This is a genomic window from Flavobacterium gillisiae (assembly GCF_900107635.1).
In the GTDB taxonomy this organism is placed as follows: domain Bacteria; phylum Bacteroidota; class Bacteroidia; order Flavobacteriales; family Flavobacteriaceae; genus Flavobacterium; species Flavobacterium gillisiae.
In genome coordinates this window covers 97,699-116,956 of sequence record NZ_FNRD01000009.1, presented here as the reverse complement: position 1 = coordinate 116,956, position 19,258 = coordinate 97,699, and the positions used below count along the sequence as shown (strand labels likewise).

The window sequence follows — 19,258 nt, the reverse complement described above, 5'->3', positions numbered from 1 at the left end:
TCAATTTAGGTGCAATTTAAGAAATTTTAAAAATGATGTTCCTGCACAAAACAGAAAAAACACAGTAGATTAGAAGATAAAGTAGATCTAGAAATCCAGAGAGTCTAAAACAATCAGAATGTCGTTTTTATTGAAAATAAAAATGAAGTTCCTGCACAAAATAATAATGAAAAAACAATAGTAATTTGGAACATAAAGTAGATCTAGAAATCCAGAAAGTCTAAAACAATCAGAATCTCGTTTTTATTGAAAATAAAAATGATGTTCCTGCATAAAATAATAATGAAAAAACAACAGTAATTTGGAACATAAAGTAGATCCAGTTTCGACTCCCTCCCCTTCGGGGAGGGCCGGGGTGGGGAGACCATCCTTCGCCATATATGACGCATCCGCAGGTTCTGGTAAAACCTATGCGCTTGTAAAAGAATACCTCAAAATTATTCTTACGGCTCCAAAAAATGATGCTTATAGAAATATATTAGCCATTACGTTTACCAATAAAGCGGTGCACGAAATGAAAAGTCGTATTGTGGGAAGTCTATCCGAATTTGCTAAAGACGAACCTTCGAAAAAAGCAATAGACTTGATGAATGATCTAGTAGAAGATACTAAAGAGTGGGCAATCAAACTTTCGATCATTCAAATAAAAACCAAATCGCAGCAAATCATCAAGCATATTATTCATAACTATGCGGCATTTGATATTTCGACCATAGATAAATTTACCCATAAAGTAATTCGTGCCTTCGCCCATGATTTAAAGTTGCCTATGACTTTTGAAGTCACTTTAGATACCGAAAATTTATTAATCGAAGCCGTAGATGCTATCATCGCGCAAGCTGGGGAAGACGAAACGTTGACTAAGTTGTTAATCGATTTCACCATGGAAAAAACCGATGATGATAAATCTTGGGATATTTCGCGTGAGATTCTGGATACAGGTCGCTTAGTTCTCAATGAAAACCACCGATCTGAAATCACTCATTTTCAGGATAAATCCATTGCCGATTTTGTCGAAATCAAAAAGAAATTAATAGAAAGTTGTAAAGTTTTAGAAAAAGATAATGCTGAATTTGCTCAAGCTGCTTTAACGCTAATTGAAAATAACGGAATAGACTTGAAATCATTCTCTAGAGGAACGTTCCCGAATCACTTAATTAGCATTCGAGACGGAAAATACAATCCTAAAAATAAAACTTTTCACGAGTTTGATGATATTGCCATCAATAAAACGGCTAAAGACCGTGCTTTAATTGAAAACCTAATTCCTGAGTTAATACAGATTTTGGGATCGATTTATAAAAATTTCGAAAAAAGAGATTTCTACAAAGCCTTTCTAAAAAACATAACACCTTTGTCATTACTAAATACGGTGAGCAATGAATTAGCTAAGATTCAAGAAGAGCAGAATGTACTTTCCATTTCCGAATTTAATGCGATTATTCATCGGGAGATTCAAAATCAACCTGCTCCTTTTATATATGAGCGATTAGGGGAGCGCTACCGTCACTTTTTTATTGATGAATTTCAAGATACATCAGAGATGCAATGGCAAAACCTAATTCCATTGATTGATAATGCGCTTGCTGGTCAGGACGATTATGGAGAGAAAGGAACTTTGATGATTGTGGGAGATCCCAAACAATCGATTTACCGTTGGCGTGGTGGAAAGGCGGAGCAGTTTATCGAACTCAGTAAAGACAACAATCCTTTCTCTAATCCGGAAAAAAAGTTAGAGCATTTAGATAAAAATTATCGTTCTTATTCGCAGGTAATTGAGTTTAACAATGATTTTTTCAAGCTGTTGTCATCAGAGTTTGAACAGCCTGATTACAAAGATTTATATGAAAATCACAGCCATCAGAAAACTAATGATAAAACCGGCGGCTATGTGAATATTTCTTTTATTCCAAAAGTGGAAAGTACAGAGGATGACGAAGAAGCTTTGGATAAAACGGAGCTGTTTGTTTTAGCCACTTTGAATACGATTCAAAAAGTACTTCAAGAAGGATTTGAATACAAAGACATTGTAATTTTGACTCGTAAAAGAAGTCAGGGAATTGCAATTGCTAATTATTTGACAGAACAGAATATTCCTTTGTTGTCTTCAGAAACGTTGATGATTCAGAACGCAACCGAAGTGCGATTGATTATTCACCTTTTAAAATACCTTAAAAATAACGCCGATTTAGAGGCGAAAGCTTATTTTCTCCACTATATCGCCGAAAATATTCAGGATCAGCTACCAGTTCATGATTTCATTGCAAAAGGAATGGAACAAAAATTAGAATCCGATTTTGAGAAATGGTTAATGAGTTATGATATTTCACTATCCTTTCAAAACATTCGAAAAAAATCATTGTATGAAGCAGTTGAAGTGATAGTGGCGAAGTTTATCCTCCCCCCGGCCCCCTCCGAAGGAGGGGGAGACGTTGTCGATATTGGGAACGTTAAAGACTTAGATAATGTAGATGGAAATACTGGGTCTGTCTCGGGTAAAAAAGGGTTTATGACTGGTGGGAATAATTCTCATTTATTGATAGAAAAAGCAATTGCACATAGAAAAGAGCCTACGGTTGCTGAGAAAATACTTTGGGATGAACTCAAAGAGCAGTCTTTAGGCAGCAAATTCAGGCAGCAACATTTGATAGATAATTATATAGTTGATTTTGTTTGTTTGTCTAAAAAGCTAATAGTTGAGGTAGACGGAGATTATCATTTCACGGAGGAACAAAAAGTATTAGATCATAACCGAACACAAGTATTAAACGAATTAGGATATAAAGTAATCCGTTTTCGTAATAACGAGGTAATAGAGAGAATTTCAAAAGTTTTAGACACTATTAGAAATGTACTGGAAGAGCAGCAACAAACTTTAGAATTGAATAATGACAAATTATTTAATTCGGTTTATGTATCCAAAGACAACGAAACCATCAAGTCTCCCTCCCCTTCGGGGAGGGCTGGGGTGGGGAATGCCTACGTTCAATACTTCCTCGACATTGTTCTTGAACGCGATGTTCGCAACCAAGCTGGAATTGCCGATTTCTTGAATTTCTGGGATAAAAATGCAGAGAAATTTAGTATTCCGTCACCAGAGGGGAATAATGCCGTGCGTATTATGACCATTCATAAGTCAAAAGGTTTGGAATTTCCTGTGGTAATTATGCCTTTCGCCGAAGAAGATTACAGTCGAAAGCCTAAAGATAAATTATGGCTTGACGGTGAAGAAATGGATTTCGGTCTACCAAAGGTGCTAGTAGACAATAGTAGCGCGGTAGAAGGTTTTGGTGTTGAAGCGAAAGCAATCTATGATCAAAAGAAGCAAGAAGAATTATTGGATAATGTAAATGTTTTGTATGTGGCTTTAACTAGGGCAGAGGAGCAACTGTATGTTATTTCGAATATGAATTTGTCTAGTAAGGGAGAAGTTCCTAAAAATAACATGTGTACTTTTTTTATTAATTATTTAATGAGTAAAGGGGTTTTTGACGAAAGCAAATTGGATTATGAATTTGGAAGTGCTACAAAATTATCAAATAAGGCAAAACATATTGATACTTCAAAAGCAATTCGTGTAGTTGCTGAAGTTTTAAACCCAAAAAATATTAAAATAGCTCAACGAGAGGCATTGATGTGGGGAACACATCAGCAAGAGTCTATAGAATATGGAAATGTAGTGCATGAAATTCTGTCTTTTGTGAAAACTAAAAAGGATGTTGAACTTGCGGTTACTAAATCCATTGAAAGCGGATTGATTACTTTCAATCAAAAGGAGTTGGTGTACAAGACAATTAAAGATATCGTAAATCATGCTGCATTGGAATCTTTTTTTTCTGAAGAGCATGAAGTGTTAAATGAGCAAACCATAATTCAAAAGGAAGGAAAAACAATAAAGCCGGATAGAATGGTGGTGACCAAAGACAAAGAAGTTTTTTTATTGGATTATAAAACGGGAGCTCACGATGCAAAATATCAAAAGCAATTAGAGAATTACCAATTGGCAATTGAATTAATGGGTTATAAAGTCGTAAAAAAAGCGCTGATTTATATCGGAAAAGAAATCGATGTAGTAAATTTGTAGCGTAAAAATGAATTATTCGCAAAAAATCAAACTTTTAAAAAGATAAAAAAATGTACGGAAAAATAAAAGAACATCTTCAAAACGAATTACAAACGATAGAAGATAACGGAATTTTTAAGAAAGAAAGAATCATCACATCGCCGCAAGATGCTGAAATTACAGTTTCGACGGGAGAAACGGTTTTGAATTTTTGTGCCAATAATTATTTAGGGTTGTCATCACACCCAGAGGTGATTCAAGCGGCAAAAGATGCCATGGATACGCATGGTTTCGGAATGTCATCGGTGCGTTTTATTTGTGGAACCCAAGATATTCATAAAACATTAGAAAGAAAGATTTCTGAGTTTTACGGAACAGAAGATACGATTCTTTATGCGGCAGCTTTTGATGCAAACGGAGGGGTTTTTGAACCTTTATTTGGAGAAGGAGATGCTATAATTTCAGATAGTTTAAATCATGCTTCTATTATTGACGGGGTTCGTTTGTGTAAAGCAGCACGCTACCGTTATGCAAATAACGATATGGCCGATTTAGAGCAACAATTGATCAAAGCAAATGAAGCTGGTAGTCGTTTTAAAATTATTGTTACTGACGGTGTTTTTTCTATGGACGGTATTGTAGCGTCGTTAGATAAAATTTGTGACCTAGCGGATAAATATGATGCTATGGTTATGGTAGATGAATGTCATGCTGCTGGTTTTATTGGAGCGACAGGAAAAGGAACGCTTGAGGCCAAAGGAGTAATGGGAAGAGTAGATATCATTACTGGAACTCTTGGAAAAGCATTGGGAGGAGCAATGGGTGGATATACCACTGCCAAAAAAGAAGTTATTGAATTGTTACGTCAACGTTCAAGACCTTATTTGTTTTCTAATTCTTTAGCACCTGCGATTGTTGGAGCATCTATTAAAGTTTTTGAACTACTAGAAAAAGACACTACGTTAAGAGATAAGTTAGAGTGGAATACTAATTATTTCAAAGCAGGAATGAAGAAAGCTGGATTTGATATTGTCGAGGGTGATTCTGCGATTGTGCCAGTAATGCTTTATGATGCTAAATTATCTCAAACTATGGCAGATGAATTGTTAAAAAAGGGTATTTATGTAATAGGATTTTTCTTTCCAGTTGTGCCTAAAGATAAGGCTAGAATTAGAGTTCAACTGAGCGCTGCACATACGAAAGAGCATTTAGATATAGCAATAAAAGCGTTTATTGAAGTTGGAAAGGCCCTAAATGTTGTATAATTATAATCTAAAGTTATATAATTGCCATTTTTTCTGATTTTAATAGGTTTTTTTTAACATTTCCTTTTGTGGTTAAAGATTTACGTGTTACTTTTGTTTGTAATTAACTAAATTGTAATTAAAAATAATAAGTATGAAACATCTTAACAAAATTTTTGTTGCTGTGATGATGGTGATGGGTTTGACCTCTCATGCACAAGATAGTAACAATCCATGGGCTGTCTCTTTTGGAGTTAATGCCGTAGACACTAGAACTAGTGCTGGTGGTGGAAATGGTTGGTTAGACCAACATTTTTCTCAACCTTTCGCTGTAAAAGACAATTGGAATGTTCTTCCATCTGTATCTTACATCAGTGTATCGAAGTACTTAGGAGATAATTTCTCTTTTGGAGTTCAAGGTTCGTTAAATAAAATTGAAAAGTACGTGAGATTTGATCCAACAGCAGTAGGACATGATGCAAGAGGAATGGTAGTTTCTAATCCTGGAGATTTAATGTATTACGGAATTGACGCAAGCGTTAAATATAGCTTCATGAGTCTTATAAACTCTAAAGTAATCGACCCTTCATTACATGTTGGTGGTGGTTATACTTTCTTTGGAGATAGTAGTTATGGAACATTAAACCCTGGTGCAGGATTAGCATTTTGGTTTACAGATCAAATTGGCTTCTCTCTTGAGACTTCTTATAAAAAATCTTTTGGAGATAGAGAAGATGCTTCAGGAACTCCTGATGCTCCATCTCATTTCCAACATACTGCTGGTCTTACTTTCAAATTTGGAGGAAAAGATACTGACGGTGATGGAATATACGATAAAGATGATGCGTGTCCAGATGTTGCTGGATTAAAAGAATTCAACGGTTGTCCTGATACTGATGGAGACGGAATTCAAGATAGTGCTGATGCTTGTCCAGACGTATTTGGTTTAGCTGCATTAAACGGTTGTCCAGACACTGACGGTGATGGTATTGCTGATAAAGATGATGCTTGTCCAGATGTATTTGGTTTAGCTGCATTGAAAGGTTGTCCTGATACTGATAAAGATGGAATAGCTGATAAAGATGATAAATGTCCTACTGTTGCGGGACCAAAAGAAAATGGTGGTTGTCCTTGGCCTGATACTGACGGTGACGGAGTTTTAGACAAAGATGACAAATGTCCAGAAGTAAAAGGTACTGTTGCTAATAAAGGTTGTCCTGAAGTATCAGAAGCTGTTATGATGAAATTGAATGAGTATAGCAGAACTATCTTGTTTGATTCTGGAAAATCATCTTTCAAAAAACAAACTTACCCAACTTTAGTGTCAATCACTGAAATCTTAAAAGAATACCCTTATTCAAGATTCTTAATTGAAGGTCATACTGATAGTGATGGAAGTAATGCGATGAATCAAGATTTATCGATGAACAGAGCTCATGCGGTTAAAAATTATTTGATTGAAAACGGTATTAAAGAAGATAGATTAGAGCATACAGGTTTCGGTGAAACTAAACCAATGGATACTAACAAAACTGCTGCAGGAAAAGCGCACAACAGAAGAGTTGAAATTTCTTTAATAAAAGAATAAATTCTCTAAAATATTTACGGAAAACGCCTCGATTTATCGGGGCGTTTTTTTTATTTAACATTTTTTTTGGTTATTTAACATTTGCGGATTACTTTTGTAGGTAATTAACTAAATTGTTGTAAAAATAATAAAAATGAAATATAGTAAGAAGATTTTAGTTGCCGTAATGGTGGTGATGGGTTTAAATTCTCATGCACAAGATAGTAACAACCCTTGGGCAGTATCTTTTGGAGTGAATGCCGTAGACACTAAAACTAGTGCAGGTGGTGGGAATGGTTGGTTAGACCGACATTTCTCTCAACCTTTCGATGCAAAAGATAATTGGAATGTTCTTCCATCTGTATCTTATATCAGTGTGTCGAAGTACATAGGAGATAATTTCTCTTTTGGAGTTCAAGGTTCGTTAAACAAAATTGAAAAGTATGTAAAATTTGCTCCAACAGCAGTAGGACATGATTCTCGTGGATATGTTGTTTCTAATCCTGGAGATTTAATGTATTACGGTATTGATGCTAGTGTTAAATATAGCTTTATGAGTCTTATTAACTCTAAAGTAATTGACCCTTCATTACATGTTGGTGGTGGTTATACTTTCTTTGGGGACAGTAGTTATGGTACAATAAACCCAGGTGCGGGATTAGCATTTTGGTTCACGGATAATTTAGGTTTCTCTCTTGCTACTACTTATAAAAAATCTTTTGGAGATAGAGAAGATGCTAATGGAACTCCTGATGCTCCATCTCATTTCCAGCATACTGCGGGTCTTACTTTCAAATTTGGAGGAAAAGATACTGACGGTGATGGAATATACGATAAAGATGATGCATGTCCAGAAGTTGCTGGATTAAAAGAATTCAACGGTTGTCCTGATACTGATGGAGACGGAATCCAAGATAGTGCTGATGCTTGTCCAGACGTATTTGGTTTAGCTGCATTAAACGGTTGTCCTGACACTGACGGTGATGGTGTTGCTGATATGAATGATGCTTGTCCAGATGTATTTGGTTTGGCTGCATTGAAAGGTTGTCCTGATACTGATGGAGATGGAGTAGCTGATAAAGATGACAAATGTCCTACTGTTGCAGGACCAAAAGAAAATGCTGGTTGTCCTTGGCCTGATACTGACGGCGACGGAGTTTTAGACAAAGATGACAAATGTCCAGAAGTAAAAGGTACTGTAGCTAATAATGGTTGTCCTGATAATGCAGAAGCGGTTATGATGAAACTGAATGAATACGGTAGAACTATCTTGTTTGATTCTGGAAAGGCATCACTTAAAAAACAAACTTACCCAACTTTAGGTTCAATCACTGAAATTTTAAAAGAATATCCTTCTTCAAGATTTGTAGTTGAAGGTCATACTGATAGCGATGGAAGTAACGAAATGAACCAAACTTTATCTGAAAATAGAGCGGCTGCGCTTAAAAATCATTTGATTGAAAACGGTATCAAAGCAGATAGATTAAATTCTACTGGTTTCGGTGAAACTAAGCCAATTGATACTAACAAAACTGCTGCAGGGAAAGCACACAACAGAAGAGCTGAAATCTCTTTAATAAAAGAATAAATTCTCTAAAATATTTATGGAAAACGCCTCGATTTATCGGGGCGTTTTTTTTATTTTTATGAAATGATAAATACTTCTTTTTTAGATAAAATTGCACAAGTTTTAATAGAAAATCACTCAGATAAACTATCCAATACGATAGTGGTATTGCCAAATAAGAGAGCTAAAATTTTCCTTATTGAAGCCCTGAAAAAACAAGTCGACGGTAATATTCTTTCTCCTGAAATTATTAGTATCGAGGATTTTATTCAAGATATAGCAGGAATTCGTACTGTAGATCCCATCGAATTATTATTTGAATTTTATGATGTGTATTTATCAGTTACTGAAAAAACAAACCAACAGTCATTTGAATTGTTTGCTAATTGGGCCAAAACGCTTTTACAAGATTTTAATGAAATCGATCGCTATCTATTAGACCCATCTTATGTTTTGTCCTACTTAAAAGACATTGAAGATATCAAGAAATGGGGGGTCGAAGTCGAAAATAAAACACAACTGCTCGAAAATTACATCGACTTTTGGAAATTACTACCTAATTACTACCAAACGTTATATGCACATCTACTCAAAAAAGGGATTGGTTATCAAGGATTAATCTATCGGGAAGCGGTGGGGAATCTAGAGCATTTTTCGAAGTCAATTACTGATAAGAATTATGTTTTTGCGGGATTTAATGCTTTAAATGCTTCCGAAGAAAAGATTATTCAACATCTTATAGCTGCTGATCAGGCTAAAATATACTGGGATGCCGATCAAACTTTCCTCAATGATCCTTATCATGATGCGGGCTTGTTTGTTAGGCGATTTAAAAAAGGCTGGAAAGAATACAAGTCAAATCCTTTTGAATGGATAGTAGATGATTTTTCACAAACAAAAAACATTCAAGTTATTGGTACCCCAAAAACCATTGGTCAGGCGAAAATTGCTGGTGGAATTGTTGAAAGTATAATTAATGAAAACCCCAATGCTACCCTAGATAAAGTTGCTATAGTTCTAGGAGAAGAAAATCTTTTAGTACCACTTTTATATTCACTACCGTCTACTGTGGGTGCTTTGAATATTACAATGGGATATCCAAGTAAAAATAATCCAGCTCAAATTTTGATTGCCAAGTTATTCAAGATGCATACCAATGCATTGGCCAGAAATGCAAAAAATTATGTATTGTACTATAAAGATGTGCTGGATATTCTAACGCATCCTTTGGTAGAGCCTTATGCGCAAACAAGCTCGTTAGTTAACGTGATTAATAAAAATAATTACACTTTTATAACCCATCACAAATTGATGGAATTAAATGTGAATCCAACGGATTTATTTCTATTGCTATTTCAAAAATGGGAAAACGGTTCGATTGCGGTTTTGCAAACGGTTTCCAAGTTATTGCTTACTATTAAAGAGAATTTAAGCAACGACAGTGAAGAGGAAAAGATTACAAAAGCCTTCGTCTTTTCTATTTTTAAAGTGATCAATAAACTGATTAACTATTATTCGCAACACGAACACATTGATAAGATAGAAACGCTTTATGCCATATATAAGCAAGTGATTGATCTTGCCGAAGTTTCTTTTGAAGGAGAGCCGTTAAACGGTTTGCAAATTATGGGTGTCTTAGAAAGTCGTGTGCTTGATTTTGATACCGTTATTGTGACTTCTATGAATGAGGGAAAGTTTCCAGCGGGAAAATCCCAGAATTCATTCATTCCGTATGATGTAAAACGAGAATTGGGTTTGCCAACTTTTAAAGAGAAAGACGCGATTTATACCTATCATTTTTATCACTTATTACAACGTGCTAAAAACATCTATTTGCTTTATAATACCGAAAGTGAAGGACTGGATGCAGGCGAAAAAAGTAGGTTTATCACTCAGTTGGAAGTCGAGAAACAGGCAAAACATACGTTGACACACGAAATTTACAATGCTGTATTGCCAGAAACAGCTTATGTTCCCATGGTTATTGAGAAATCAGAATCGGTGATGATGCGTTTAAAAGAAATTGCCGATGTCGGTTTTTCACCATCGGCGTTGACAAGTTATATCAGGAATCCGATTCAGTTTTATTTTCAAAAGATATTGCGAATCAGAGAAGTGGAAGAGGTGGAAGAGAATATCGCGTTGAACACTTTGGGAACTATTATTCACGAGACATTAAAATCACTGTACGATTCATTTGTGGGGAGATTTATTTCAGAGTCAGACATTCAAAACTGCTTCAAGCAAATTGATGATGAGGTGCTGAAACAATTTAAATTAGTGTATAAAGAAGGCGAAATTAAGAAAGGTCGAAATTTACTCGCTTTTGAAGTAGCAAAACGAAATGTATCTAATTTCTTGAAGGTAGAATTAGAAAGTATAAAAGCAGGCGATGCGATTAAGATTTTGGCATTGGAAGAAACTTTTCAAAGAACTTTAAATCATCCCACTTTGCCATTTCCAGTATTGATAAAAGGGAATGTCGATCGAATCGAAGAACGCAACGGAGTAATTAGGATTATTGACTATAAGACTGGAAAAGTTGAAAAGTCTAGTGTGATGCTGAAGACTTGGAAAGGATTGACTGAGGAGATTAAAAACGACAAAATTATTCAGGTTTTGGCTTATGCGTACATGTATGAGACGGAAGCCAAGTCCAAACCCATTGAAGCAGGAATTATCTCTTTTAAGAATTTGAAATCGGGTTTTTTACCGTTTAATTTCAAAGAAGAAAAAGAAGGAAATGTGATAATTAATGAAGAAGTGATGACTAATTATCTCGAACAGATCGTGCTGTTGTTGAATGAAATTTTAGATGTCAGTATTCCATTTGAAGAGAAAGTATAAAAGGATAAAAAGTATGACTTTACAAAAAGCAAATAACCTATTTGAATTCTTTAAAAGTACCTTAGTAATTAACTTGGCTGTTTGTGTGGTGCCAATTCTCTTTTTAGGGTTATTTGCGTTTAAATATACTTTTTTGACTGTTGGTTTTGCAGCTAGTTTAGTGGTTAAGGAATTGAATTCTAAAAACGAATATTTGTTTTACTACAACAATGCGATTTCAAAAACACAACTTTGGTTGTGTGCCTGGGGTTGTACTTTTGTTTTTCTAGTTATATTAAGTTTTGCCTTTAATTTTATCGCTACACTATTTTGAAAAAGCATATTTTAGAAGTTGATAGTGTACAGAAAAGATATGATATGCAATCCATTCTTTCAGATGTATATTTGAAATGGGAAACTAATGATATTATAGGTTTGTTAGGTCGGAATGGTTCTGGAAAATCGACCTTGTTAAAAATTATCTTCGGAATTGAAAATGCTGATTTTAAGTTTGTACGAATCGATGGAGTGGTGAAAATTAAAACAAGTGACCTTTTTAATGATATTAGTTATCTCTCTCAAGATAATTTTATTCCTAATCAATTATCAGTCAAGAAAGCCATTTCGCTTTCTATAAACAGCGAACATGCGGAGGATTTTTATAATGATGAAATGATCCAGGCGATTAGCAATAGAAAAATTTCACAGTTGTCAGGCGGGGAATTACGCTATTTAGAAATCAAGGTGGTACTTTGTAATCCTTCTAAATTTGTTCTTTTAGACGAACCTTATAATGGGTTGTCGCCTCTTATGATTGAAAAAGTAAATGAATTAATAAAAGAAAACGCTACACGGAAAGGAATTATAATTACAGATCATAATTACGAAAATGTACTTGCGATTTCAACAAAATTGATGCTAATGAAAGACGGTAAAGCGCATCATATTAACAGTAAAGAGGAGCTAGTTGATAAAGGGTATTTAAAGGTTGAGTTTTTTAAATAGTCTTAAAAAACTTCAATAAAACGTCAGTCAATTCTTCTTGATTTTCAATATGACTCATATGACCGTCCGGAAAAGTAACTAACTGCACTTCGGTATTTTCTACTTGTAGTTTTGTTTCTTCATGTGGTAAAACGGGGTCTTTTTCTCCAAGAATCAATAGTTTTGGAAAAGCGGTAAGGTGTAATAATACCTCACGATCTTTTCTAATTTTCATTCCTTCAAGTGAAGCAACTATTCCTTGTAGTGGTGTTTTTAGCGCTTTGTTTTTTACACTTTCAATTTCGTTGATTAATCTTTCTCGATTTCCTTCGCTAAATAAATTTGCAATAGAGAGTGATATAAAATTCACAAAAGATTGTTTCACGGCTCTTACAGCACGATCTCGATTCAGTTTTCGTTCTTCGCTGTCTGCTCTTGCTGTTGAATTCAGTAAAACCAAGGCTTTTACATTTTCAGGATACAATTCGGCGAATGCTAAAGCCACATAGCCGCCCATCGAATGACCAACGAGAATTGCTTTGCGGATGCGCAATTCAGATAAAACGGCATGAACTGCATCAGCGTTGTCTTCCATGGAATGAACATAGCCCAAACATTCTGTTTCTCCGTGACCCAATAAATCAATAGTGATAACTCGGTTTTTCTTAGAGAAAGTAGCAATGTAATTATCCCACATACTTTGGTTTTCCAGGAAACCATGAAGTAGGACAATAGCAGTGCCTTTTCCGTTATCAGAATAAGAGATGCTGGTATTTTTGAACTGAATTTGTTTCAACGGGTTTAGTTTTTTTTGCAAAATTAGAACTTTAATTTTTTTTAAACCATATAAGTCATAGAAGTTGATATAAGTTTTCAGAACTTTTCTTGTATTAAAAATAGTATATTTGAGAGAAGCAATTTTTTAGATATGAGTAAAATTTTAATTACAGGAAATGGATTTGATTTATTCCATCATTTGCCAACAAAATACGGCCATTTTATGGCAATAATGAAGACGATTGAAAATGTTGAGTTTAAAAAACAAATTGCTTTTGAAGAATTATTCGAGGGATATTTCAAAGATGAATTTGATCGAGATTTTAATTCAATTGTAGAAAATTATAATACTGATAATATTAAATTCGATAATGCAAAAATTAACGAATTACAGCTTTTATTAAAAGATAATAATTGGTATCACTATTTCAGAACTATTTTAGAAGTTGATACTTGGATTGATTTTGAAATTGAAGTTGAAAACATCTTGAAACAACTATCAATTTTATTAAAATCTGAAACTCCACAATCAAAAAAAGTTAACTATTACAGAGATATTCCGATAAATTATTTTGATTTTAATTTATTTGGAATAATTGAGCATAAATTAGAAGACAAAGAACTTTTTAGTATCATTGATAAATATGTGGATAAAAGAGCGCTAGGTATTAAAAGCGTGCATGTATTGAGTGATTTGTCAATTGCATTTGAAAATTTTACAATTATATTTAATCGATATCTTGTCGATGTTGTAGGAATATTTTATAATCATAAAAAGAATAATCAAATTATACCGTTGCTATTAATCAATGAAATTTATACTTTTAATTATACACCAACTTTAGAAAAACTCTATAATATTGATAAATCTAAAGTAGTGTATTTACATGGAGAAATGCATGAAGATAGTGAAAAACAAAATTTAGTGTTTGGAGTTAATGAAATAACTCAAGACTTAAAAATAGCTAAAGCATATGATTTTACTAAATACTATCAAAAGATAAAGAAAAACTCCAACAAAAAATTTATTGAAATCCCGACAAATGCAAAAAGAGGTCTAGACGAGACTATCTTTTACGTGATGGGGCATTCTTTAGATCAATCTGATAAAGAATATGTTACTGACTTGTTTAAGTTTTTGGAATTTGATTCAGATGCATATTCTAAAATATGTATCTTTTATCACAGTACTCATGATAGGGAACATAAATTGAAAAATTTATTTAATATAATAGATAAGAAAGTTATTATTGAGATGAATAAGACTGGTAGGCTGTATTTTTCGGAATTAACTATTAACAATGTTGAAGAAGAATTTAGCAAAAAGTTATATTTTAAAGCCGATTCGTATGACATAAGATAGTTTGTTAGAATTAACGGCTTTCATATCTGAAAGCCGTTAATTCTGTTAGCTGCTATGATGAGATCCTTCCTTCGTCAGGATGACAAGTTTGAGGGGAGATGGTGCAGGATTATAATACTTTAAAAACGATTATCTCCATCTAGTAAATTTCCTAATCCGCCCAATAGGCTTCCTTCATCACGACTGTTTCCACCTGCTTTTGGTGCTGAAGCAATAATTCTATCTGCGAGTCTGCTGAAAGGTAAGGATTGTACATACACCGTTCCGGGGCCGCGAAGTGTTGCGTAAAATAAACCTTCGCCTCCAAAGATGGAGTTCTTGATTCCTCCAATGAATTCAATATCATAATCTACGTCTTTTGTGAATCCTATGATGCAGCCTGTATCCACTTTTAGGACTTCGCCTGCTCGTAGTTCTTTTTTGGCCATAGTTCCGCCAGAATGGACAAACGCCATTCCGTCGCCTTCAATTTTTTGCATGATGAATCCTTCGCCACCAAATAATCCGCGGCCTAGTTTTTTAGAGAATTCTATTCCTACAGACACGCCTTTGGCTGCGCAAAGAAACGAGCTTTTTTGACAGATGAATTTTCCTTGAAATTCGGTTAAGTCGATAGGAAGGATTTTTCCGGGATATGGAGACGCAAAAGAAACTTTTCCTTTGGAATTGGCTTGATTAATAAAGGCGGTCATAAATAAGCTTTCGCCCGTAAGAACTCTTTTACCGGCGTTTAAAAGTTGGCCAAAGATTCCTGATTTTTGTTCAGAACCATCTCCAAATATCGTTTCCATCTGGATGTTGTTGTCCATCATCATGAAACTTCCTGCTTCGGCAATGACGATTTCTTGCGGATCTAGTTCGATCTCTACATATTGCATTTCTTCGCCAAATATTTGGTAATCTATTTCGTGTGCTGTCATAATTTTGATTTTTTTTGAACCATTAAGAAATTTAGTTTCATTAAGGTTTTAGGTTATTTTTTATAGTTTTTGTTTTTTACCACATAGAGACATAGATTTTTTTAAGTGTTTTAAAAAAGCGTTTCCATTTTTAAAGAAAAACATAATTATGGGCTTCTTATTAGTGTTAGATTAAAATGCTCTTTTGTCTCTGTTTCGTTGTGTTTTAGTTTTATTTAATGACTGATTAACATCATTTATTTTAATAGGACGTCAACGATATAATAAAGTTACGACTTTAAGATTGTTTTAGGATTTGTTATGGAATTTTTATGTGTTGGCATTGTGTGCGCAAGGGATAGCAGCGGAAAGCCCACAGTCCCGATTTTTCGGGACGAGGACTTGTAGCGAATAGCCCGACCCAGCTGGAGTTTACGGAAGCGGGGATGCGCCCAAAATATTGGAAAAATATTTAATTATTATGTTCCGTTTGTTAATAAAATATTGACTGTGCGTCATAAAAAAAAACGACTCTCATTTCTGAAAGTCGTTTTAAGGTTTTTTTTTGTTCCCCCTTCGGGGGCTAGGGGGATTAAGAATTCATCAAGCTTTCAATTTCATCTACTTCAATAGGAATGTTGCGCATCAAGTTGAATGGTTCTCCACTTTCTTGAATTACGACATCGTCCTCAAGACGAATTCCGAAACCTTCGGCAGGAATATAAATTCCTGGCTCTACGGTGAAAACCATATTGGCTTGCATAGGTTCTGTCAAAATCCCGTAATCGTGGGTGTCTAGTCCCATGTGGTGTGATGTTCCGTGCATGAAATATTTTTTGTAAGCTGGCCAGTCTGGGTTTTCGTTTTGTACATCGGCTTTGTCAATAAGCCCTAAACCAAGTAGTTCAGAAGTCATTAATTTACCCACTTCGATATGGTATTGTTTCCAGAGTGTTCCTGGAAGTAGCATTTTAGTCGCTTCGTTTTTAACTCGTAAAACGGCGTTGTAAACTGCTTTTTGGCGGTCGTTGTATTTCCCTGAAACTGGAATGGTACGGGTCATATCACTGGAGTAATTTGCATATTCTGCGCCAGCGTCAATCAGGATCAAATCACCGGCTTTACATTGCTGGTTGTTTTCGATATAATGCAATACATTAGCATTATTTCCTGAGCCAATAATTGGCGTGTATGCAAAACCTTTGGAACGATTGCGAACGAATTCATGAATAAATTCCGCTTCGATTTCGTATTCCATTATGTTTGGTTTCACGAAAGATAGTACTCTGCGGAATCCTTTTTCGGTGATGTTACAAGCTTGTTGAATCAAGTCAATTTCTTCGCTTTCTTTTATGGAACGAATGCGTTGTAAAATCGGGTTGCTTTTTGCAACGGTGTGTGCTGGATATTTCTCTTTCCACCATTTTACAAAACGGGCTTCGCGAGTTTCTGTTTCTACGGTTGCTCTGTAATGCTCATTTGTGTTGATGTAAATAGTATCTGAATGTGTCATTAATTCAAACAATACTTTTTCGAATTCCTGTAACCAATACACTGTTTTGATTCCGGAAACGGCTAGAGCACGTTCTTTAGTTAGTTTTTCACCTTCCCAAACTGCAATATGGTCATTGGTTTCTTTTAGAAATAACATTTCTCTTTGATGCTCATAGGGAGCGTCTGGAAATAATAGTAAGATGCTTTCTTCCTGATCCACGCCGCTTAAATAAAAGATGTCACGGTGTTGTGCAAATGGCATGGTACTGTCAGCACTTATGGGATAAATATCATTAGAGTTAAAAATCGCAACGCTTTTAGGCTTCATTTGAGCCATAAATTTTGAGCGATTTTTTATAAATAAGTCACGGTCAATTTGATGGTATTTCATGTTCTTTCTATTTAATCTTTATAATTACTCAAAAATACTAAGATTAAATTGTTTCTGGTTATGAATTCAATAATTTTATGTAAAAAACAACAAAAATGCATTGACTTAAAATGGATGTTTTTTAAACCACTGTATTATGGGGTTAAAAAGGGATAATTTTATTTTGAATTGTATGATTTCTGAGTAAATCCGTTTTATATTAAACCTCTGTGAAAAGAGCGAACGTTCGATAGAGTTGCGAAAACCTTTTTTTTTATGTCTTTTTTGTTTTTTAGCGTATCTTTGAAAAAACGAAAAAAAGCTAACAGAAAGGCGATGCGGTTGTCTGTTATTTTCTTTCGAAATAAACGCTTTTTTACGAAGCTTGATAGTATCTCCATATGACTGTAGAAAAAGAATATATAAAATTAATTTTTGGGCTTAAACTCAAACAAGCCCGTACGAATAAGAATTTGTCTTTGTTTGGCTTAGCCAAAATCACGGACCTTTCGAAATCGTATTTGAACGAAATAGAAAAAGGTAAGAAATACCCGAAGACAGATAAGATTATTCTTTTAGCAGAAAAATTAGAGATTTCGTATGACAATATGGTTTCCTTGAAGTTGGATAATAATCTGGCTCCCATTGGCGAAATCTTAAAATCAGGAATACTAAAAGAAATTCCATTGGATATTTTCGGGATTCAAGAAAACGACCTTATTGATATCATTGCTAATGCTCCGGCAAAAGTTAATGCCTTTATCAGTACAATTATTGAGATTGCACAGCACTATAATTTAACTAGAGAGAGTTTTTTCCTAGCTGCTTTGCGTTCGTACCAAGAAGCACATAATAATTATTTTGAGGATTTAGAACAGAAAGTAATAGATTTCTCTAAAGCTTTCCATATCGATATGGATGAGAAAATTTCGCTGGATGAATTAACTTCAATTTTGACGGAAGAATATGGCTATACGATTCAGGAAATTGTGTTCTCAGAGCAAGAGGAATTGGGGGATTTACGGTCTATATATGTTCCAAAAAGCAAGACTTTATTGCTTTCATTAGATATTGATGAACAGCAAAAGGCGTTTATTTTGGCCAAAGAAATCGCTTATAATTATTTAGAAATAACAGAAAGGCTGTTTACGTTCAGTTGGATTAAATTTGATAATTTTGATCAGGTTTTAAATAATTTCTATGCTTCTTATTTTGCAGGGGCATTGTTAATACCTAGAAAGCAACTGGTTAGTGAGTTGAATTTGTTCTTGGCTAAAACAGATCCGAAGCCTCAGGAAATGATAGAGTTGATGGGTAAATTTAATGTGTCTCCAGAGTCGTTCTATCAGCGATTAACCAATATTTTACCGAAAGACTTTCAGTTAAAAAACATATTTTTCCTTCGATTGTCACATAAAAGAGGGGCAGATACCTATCAGATTAAAAAAGAGTTGCATATCACCAATCAGCAGGAGCCACATGCCAACGAAATGAATGAGCATTATTGCCGCAGATGGATTTCTGTCAAAACAATAGAGCAAGCGATAGTTAAGGACAGTAGCCACTATTTTGATGCGCAAATTTCGCGTTATGAAAATAGTGGTAATGAGTTTTTTGTTTTTTCATCTGCGACGGAAGATCCTTTCAAAAAAGACTGTTTGAGAAGTATATCAGTGGGTATTTTGATTACGGCAAGCATGAAGAAAAAAATCAAATTCATCGACAATAAATCTATTAAAAAACAAATCGTTGGGGTGACTTGTGAAACCTGTGCTGTGAAAAACTGTGAAGTAAGGGCTTCGGATCCAATTCAATTAGAACTCAAAACCCGAAATGAAAATACGGATATGATCGTGCAGAAATACATGGCTAAATTTAGTTAGTCGGTATCAAAATGACTTCTGATTTTGATTATTTATAATCAAGTAAGCTTTGATTTTGGGTGGATTGCTGTGTATGTGATTCAGGAAAAATTAGAAAAATTATATTTTTGTTATATTCTAATAATTGTAAAATAATTAGAATGGAAAACTAAATAGTATAATTCATTGTTTTACAGTGATTAACGAGTTTTTAGATGGGTAGGATGTAGAGAAAAAGGACA

General features: G+C 34.5%; 12 protein-coding genes. 9 read left to right on the top strand and 3 right to left on the bottom strand.

The genetic code is table 11. From position 1 onward, the window contains the following. Positions 1-355 precede the first annotated feature (355 nt). From BLV35_RS13200 to BLV35_RS13170, 7 genes are all read left to right on the top strand, one after another. On the top strand, positions 356-4,084 hold the full coding sequence (locus BLV35_RS13200; RefSeq protein ID WP_091091034.1) for a UvrD-helicase domain-containing protein: 3,729 nt from the start codon (positions 356-358) through the stop codon (positions 4,082-4,084). Positions 4,085-4,134: 50 nt separating this feature from the next. Continuing rightward, on the top strand, positions 4,135-5,328 hold the full coding sequence (kbl, locus tag BLV35_RS13195; protein WP_091091031.1) for a glycine C-acetyltransferase: 1,194 nt from the start codon (positions 4,135-4,137) through the stop codon (positions 5,326-5,328). 133 nt (positions 5,329-5,461) lie between these two features. Then, positions 5,462-6,895, top strand: coding sequence for an OmpA family protein (locus BLV35_RS13190; protein WP_091091027.1), 1,434 nt, complete (start codon positions 5,462-5,464; stop codon positions 6,893-6,895). A gap of 133 nt (positions 6,896-7,028) precedes the next feature. Further along, positions 7,029-8,462 (top strand): OmpA family protein, encoded by a 1,434-nt coding sequence (locus BLV35_RS13185; RefSeq protein WP_091091024.1) that lies wholly within the window; start codon positions 7,029-7,031, stop codon positions 8,460-8,462. A gap of 63 nt (positions 8,463-8,525) precedes the next feature. Beyond that, on the top strand, positions 8,526-11,288 hold the full coding sequence (locus BLV35_RS13180) for a PD-(D/E)XK nuclease family protein (RefSeq protein ID WP_091091021.1): 2,763 nt from the start codon (positions 8,526-8,528) through the stop codon (positions 11,286-11,288). Between the two features lie 13 nt (positions 11,289-11,301). After that, positions 11,302-11,601 carry a hypothetical protein gene (locus BLV35_RS13175; RefSeq protein WP_091091017.1) on the top strand — a complete coding sequence of 100 codons (300 nt, stop codon included), beginning with the start codon at positions 11,302-11,304 and terminating at the stop codon, positions 11,599-11,601. Beyond that, positions 11,598-12,272 (top strand): ATP-binding cassette domain-containing protein, encoded by a 675-nt coding sequence (locus BLV35_RS13170; RefSeq protein ID WP_245712058.1) that lies wholly within the window; start codon positions 11,598-11,600, stop codon positions 12,270-12,272. Before BLV35_RS13175 ends, BLV35_RS13170 begins: the two co-directional genes overlap by 4 nt. Here BLV35_RS13170 and BLV35_RS13165 read toward each other — a convergent pair. Continuing rightward, on the bottom strand, positions 12,265-13,047 hold the full coding sequence (locus BLV35_RS13165) for an alpha/beta fold hydrolase (protein WP_091091014.1): 783 nt from the start codon (positions 13,045-13,047) through the stop codon (positions 12,265-12,267). The genes BLV35_RS13170 and BLV35_RS13165 overlap by 8 nt on opposite strands. A gap of 132 nt (positions 13,048-13,179) precedes the next feature. Here BLV35_RS13165 and BLV35_RS13160 point away from each other — a divergent pair, with 132 nt between their 5' ends. Next, the gene (locus BLV35_RS13160; RefSeq protein WP_091091010.1) at positions 13,180-14,391 is read left to right on the top strand and encodes an AbiH family protein; all 1,212 of its coding nucleotides are present in this window, start codon (positions 13,180-13,182) and stop codon (positions 14,389-14,391) included. Between the two features lie 119 nt (positions 14,392-14,510). Here BLV35_RS13160 and BLV35_RS13155 read toward each other — a convergent pair whose 3' ends face one another. Then, positions 14,511-15,311, bottom strand: a complete 801-nt coding sequence (locus BLV35_RS13155; protein ID WP_091091008.1) for a TIGR00266 family protein — start codon at positions 15,309-15,311, stop codon at positions 14,511-14,513. Positions 15,312-15,882: 571 nt separating this feature from the next. Next, positions 15,883-17,175, bottom strand: a complete 1,293-nt coding sequence (locus BLV35_RS13150; RefSeq protein WP_091091006.1) for an aminopeptidase P family protein — start codon at positions 17,173-17,175, stop codon at positions 15,883-15,885. Positions 17,176-17,555: 380 nt separating this feature from the next. Here BLV35_RS13150 and BLV35_RS13140 point away from each other — a divergent pair, with 380 nt between their 5' ends. Next, positions 17,556-19,037, top strand: a complete 1,482-nt coding sequence (locus BLV35_RS13140; protein ID WP_091090998.1) for a helix-turn-helix domain-containing protein — start codon at positions 17,556-17,558, stop codon at positions 19,035-19,037. Positions 19,038-19,258: the final 221 nt, after the last annotated feature.

Bases quoted from the DNA above. Each gene is read 5' to 3' on its own strand.
- BLV35_RS13140 (WP_091090998.1), top strand. From the start codon at position 17,556: ATGACTGTAGAAAAAGAATATATAAAATTAATTTTTGGGCTTAAACTC.
- BLV35_RS13180 (WP_091091021.1), top strand. From the start codon at position 8,526: ATGATAAATACTTCTTTTTTAGATAAAATTGCACAAGTTTTAATAGAA.
- BLV35_RS13160 (WP_091091010.1), top strand. From the start codon at position 13,180: ATGAGTAAAATTTTAATTACAGGAAATGGATTTGATTTATTCCATCAT.
- BLV35_RS13185 (WP_091091024.1), top strand. From the start codon at position 7,029: ATGAAATATAGTAAGAAGATTTTAGTTGCCGTAATGGTGGTGATGGGT.
- BLV35_RS13155 (WP_091091008.1), bottom strand. From the start codon at position 15,311: ATGACAGCACACGAAATAGATTACCAAATATTTGGCGAAGAAATGCAA.
- BLV35_RS13150 (WP_091091006.1), bottom strand. From the start codon at position 17,175: ATGAAATACCATCAAATTGACCGTGACTTATTTATAAAAAATCGCTCA.
- BLV35_RS13190 (WP_091091027.1), top strand. From the start codon at position 5,462: ATGAAACATCTTAACAAAATTTTTGTTGCTGTGATGATGGTGATGGGT.
- kbl (WP_091091031.1), top strand. From the start codon at position 4,135: ATGTACGGAAAAATAAAAGAACATCTTCAAAACGAATTACAAACGATA.
- BLV35_RS13175 (WP_091091017.1), top strand. From the start codon at position 11,302: ATGACTTTACAAAAAGCAAATAACCTATTTGAATTCTTTAAAAGTACC.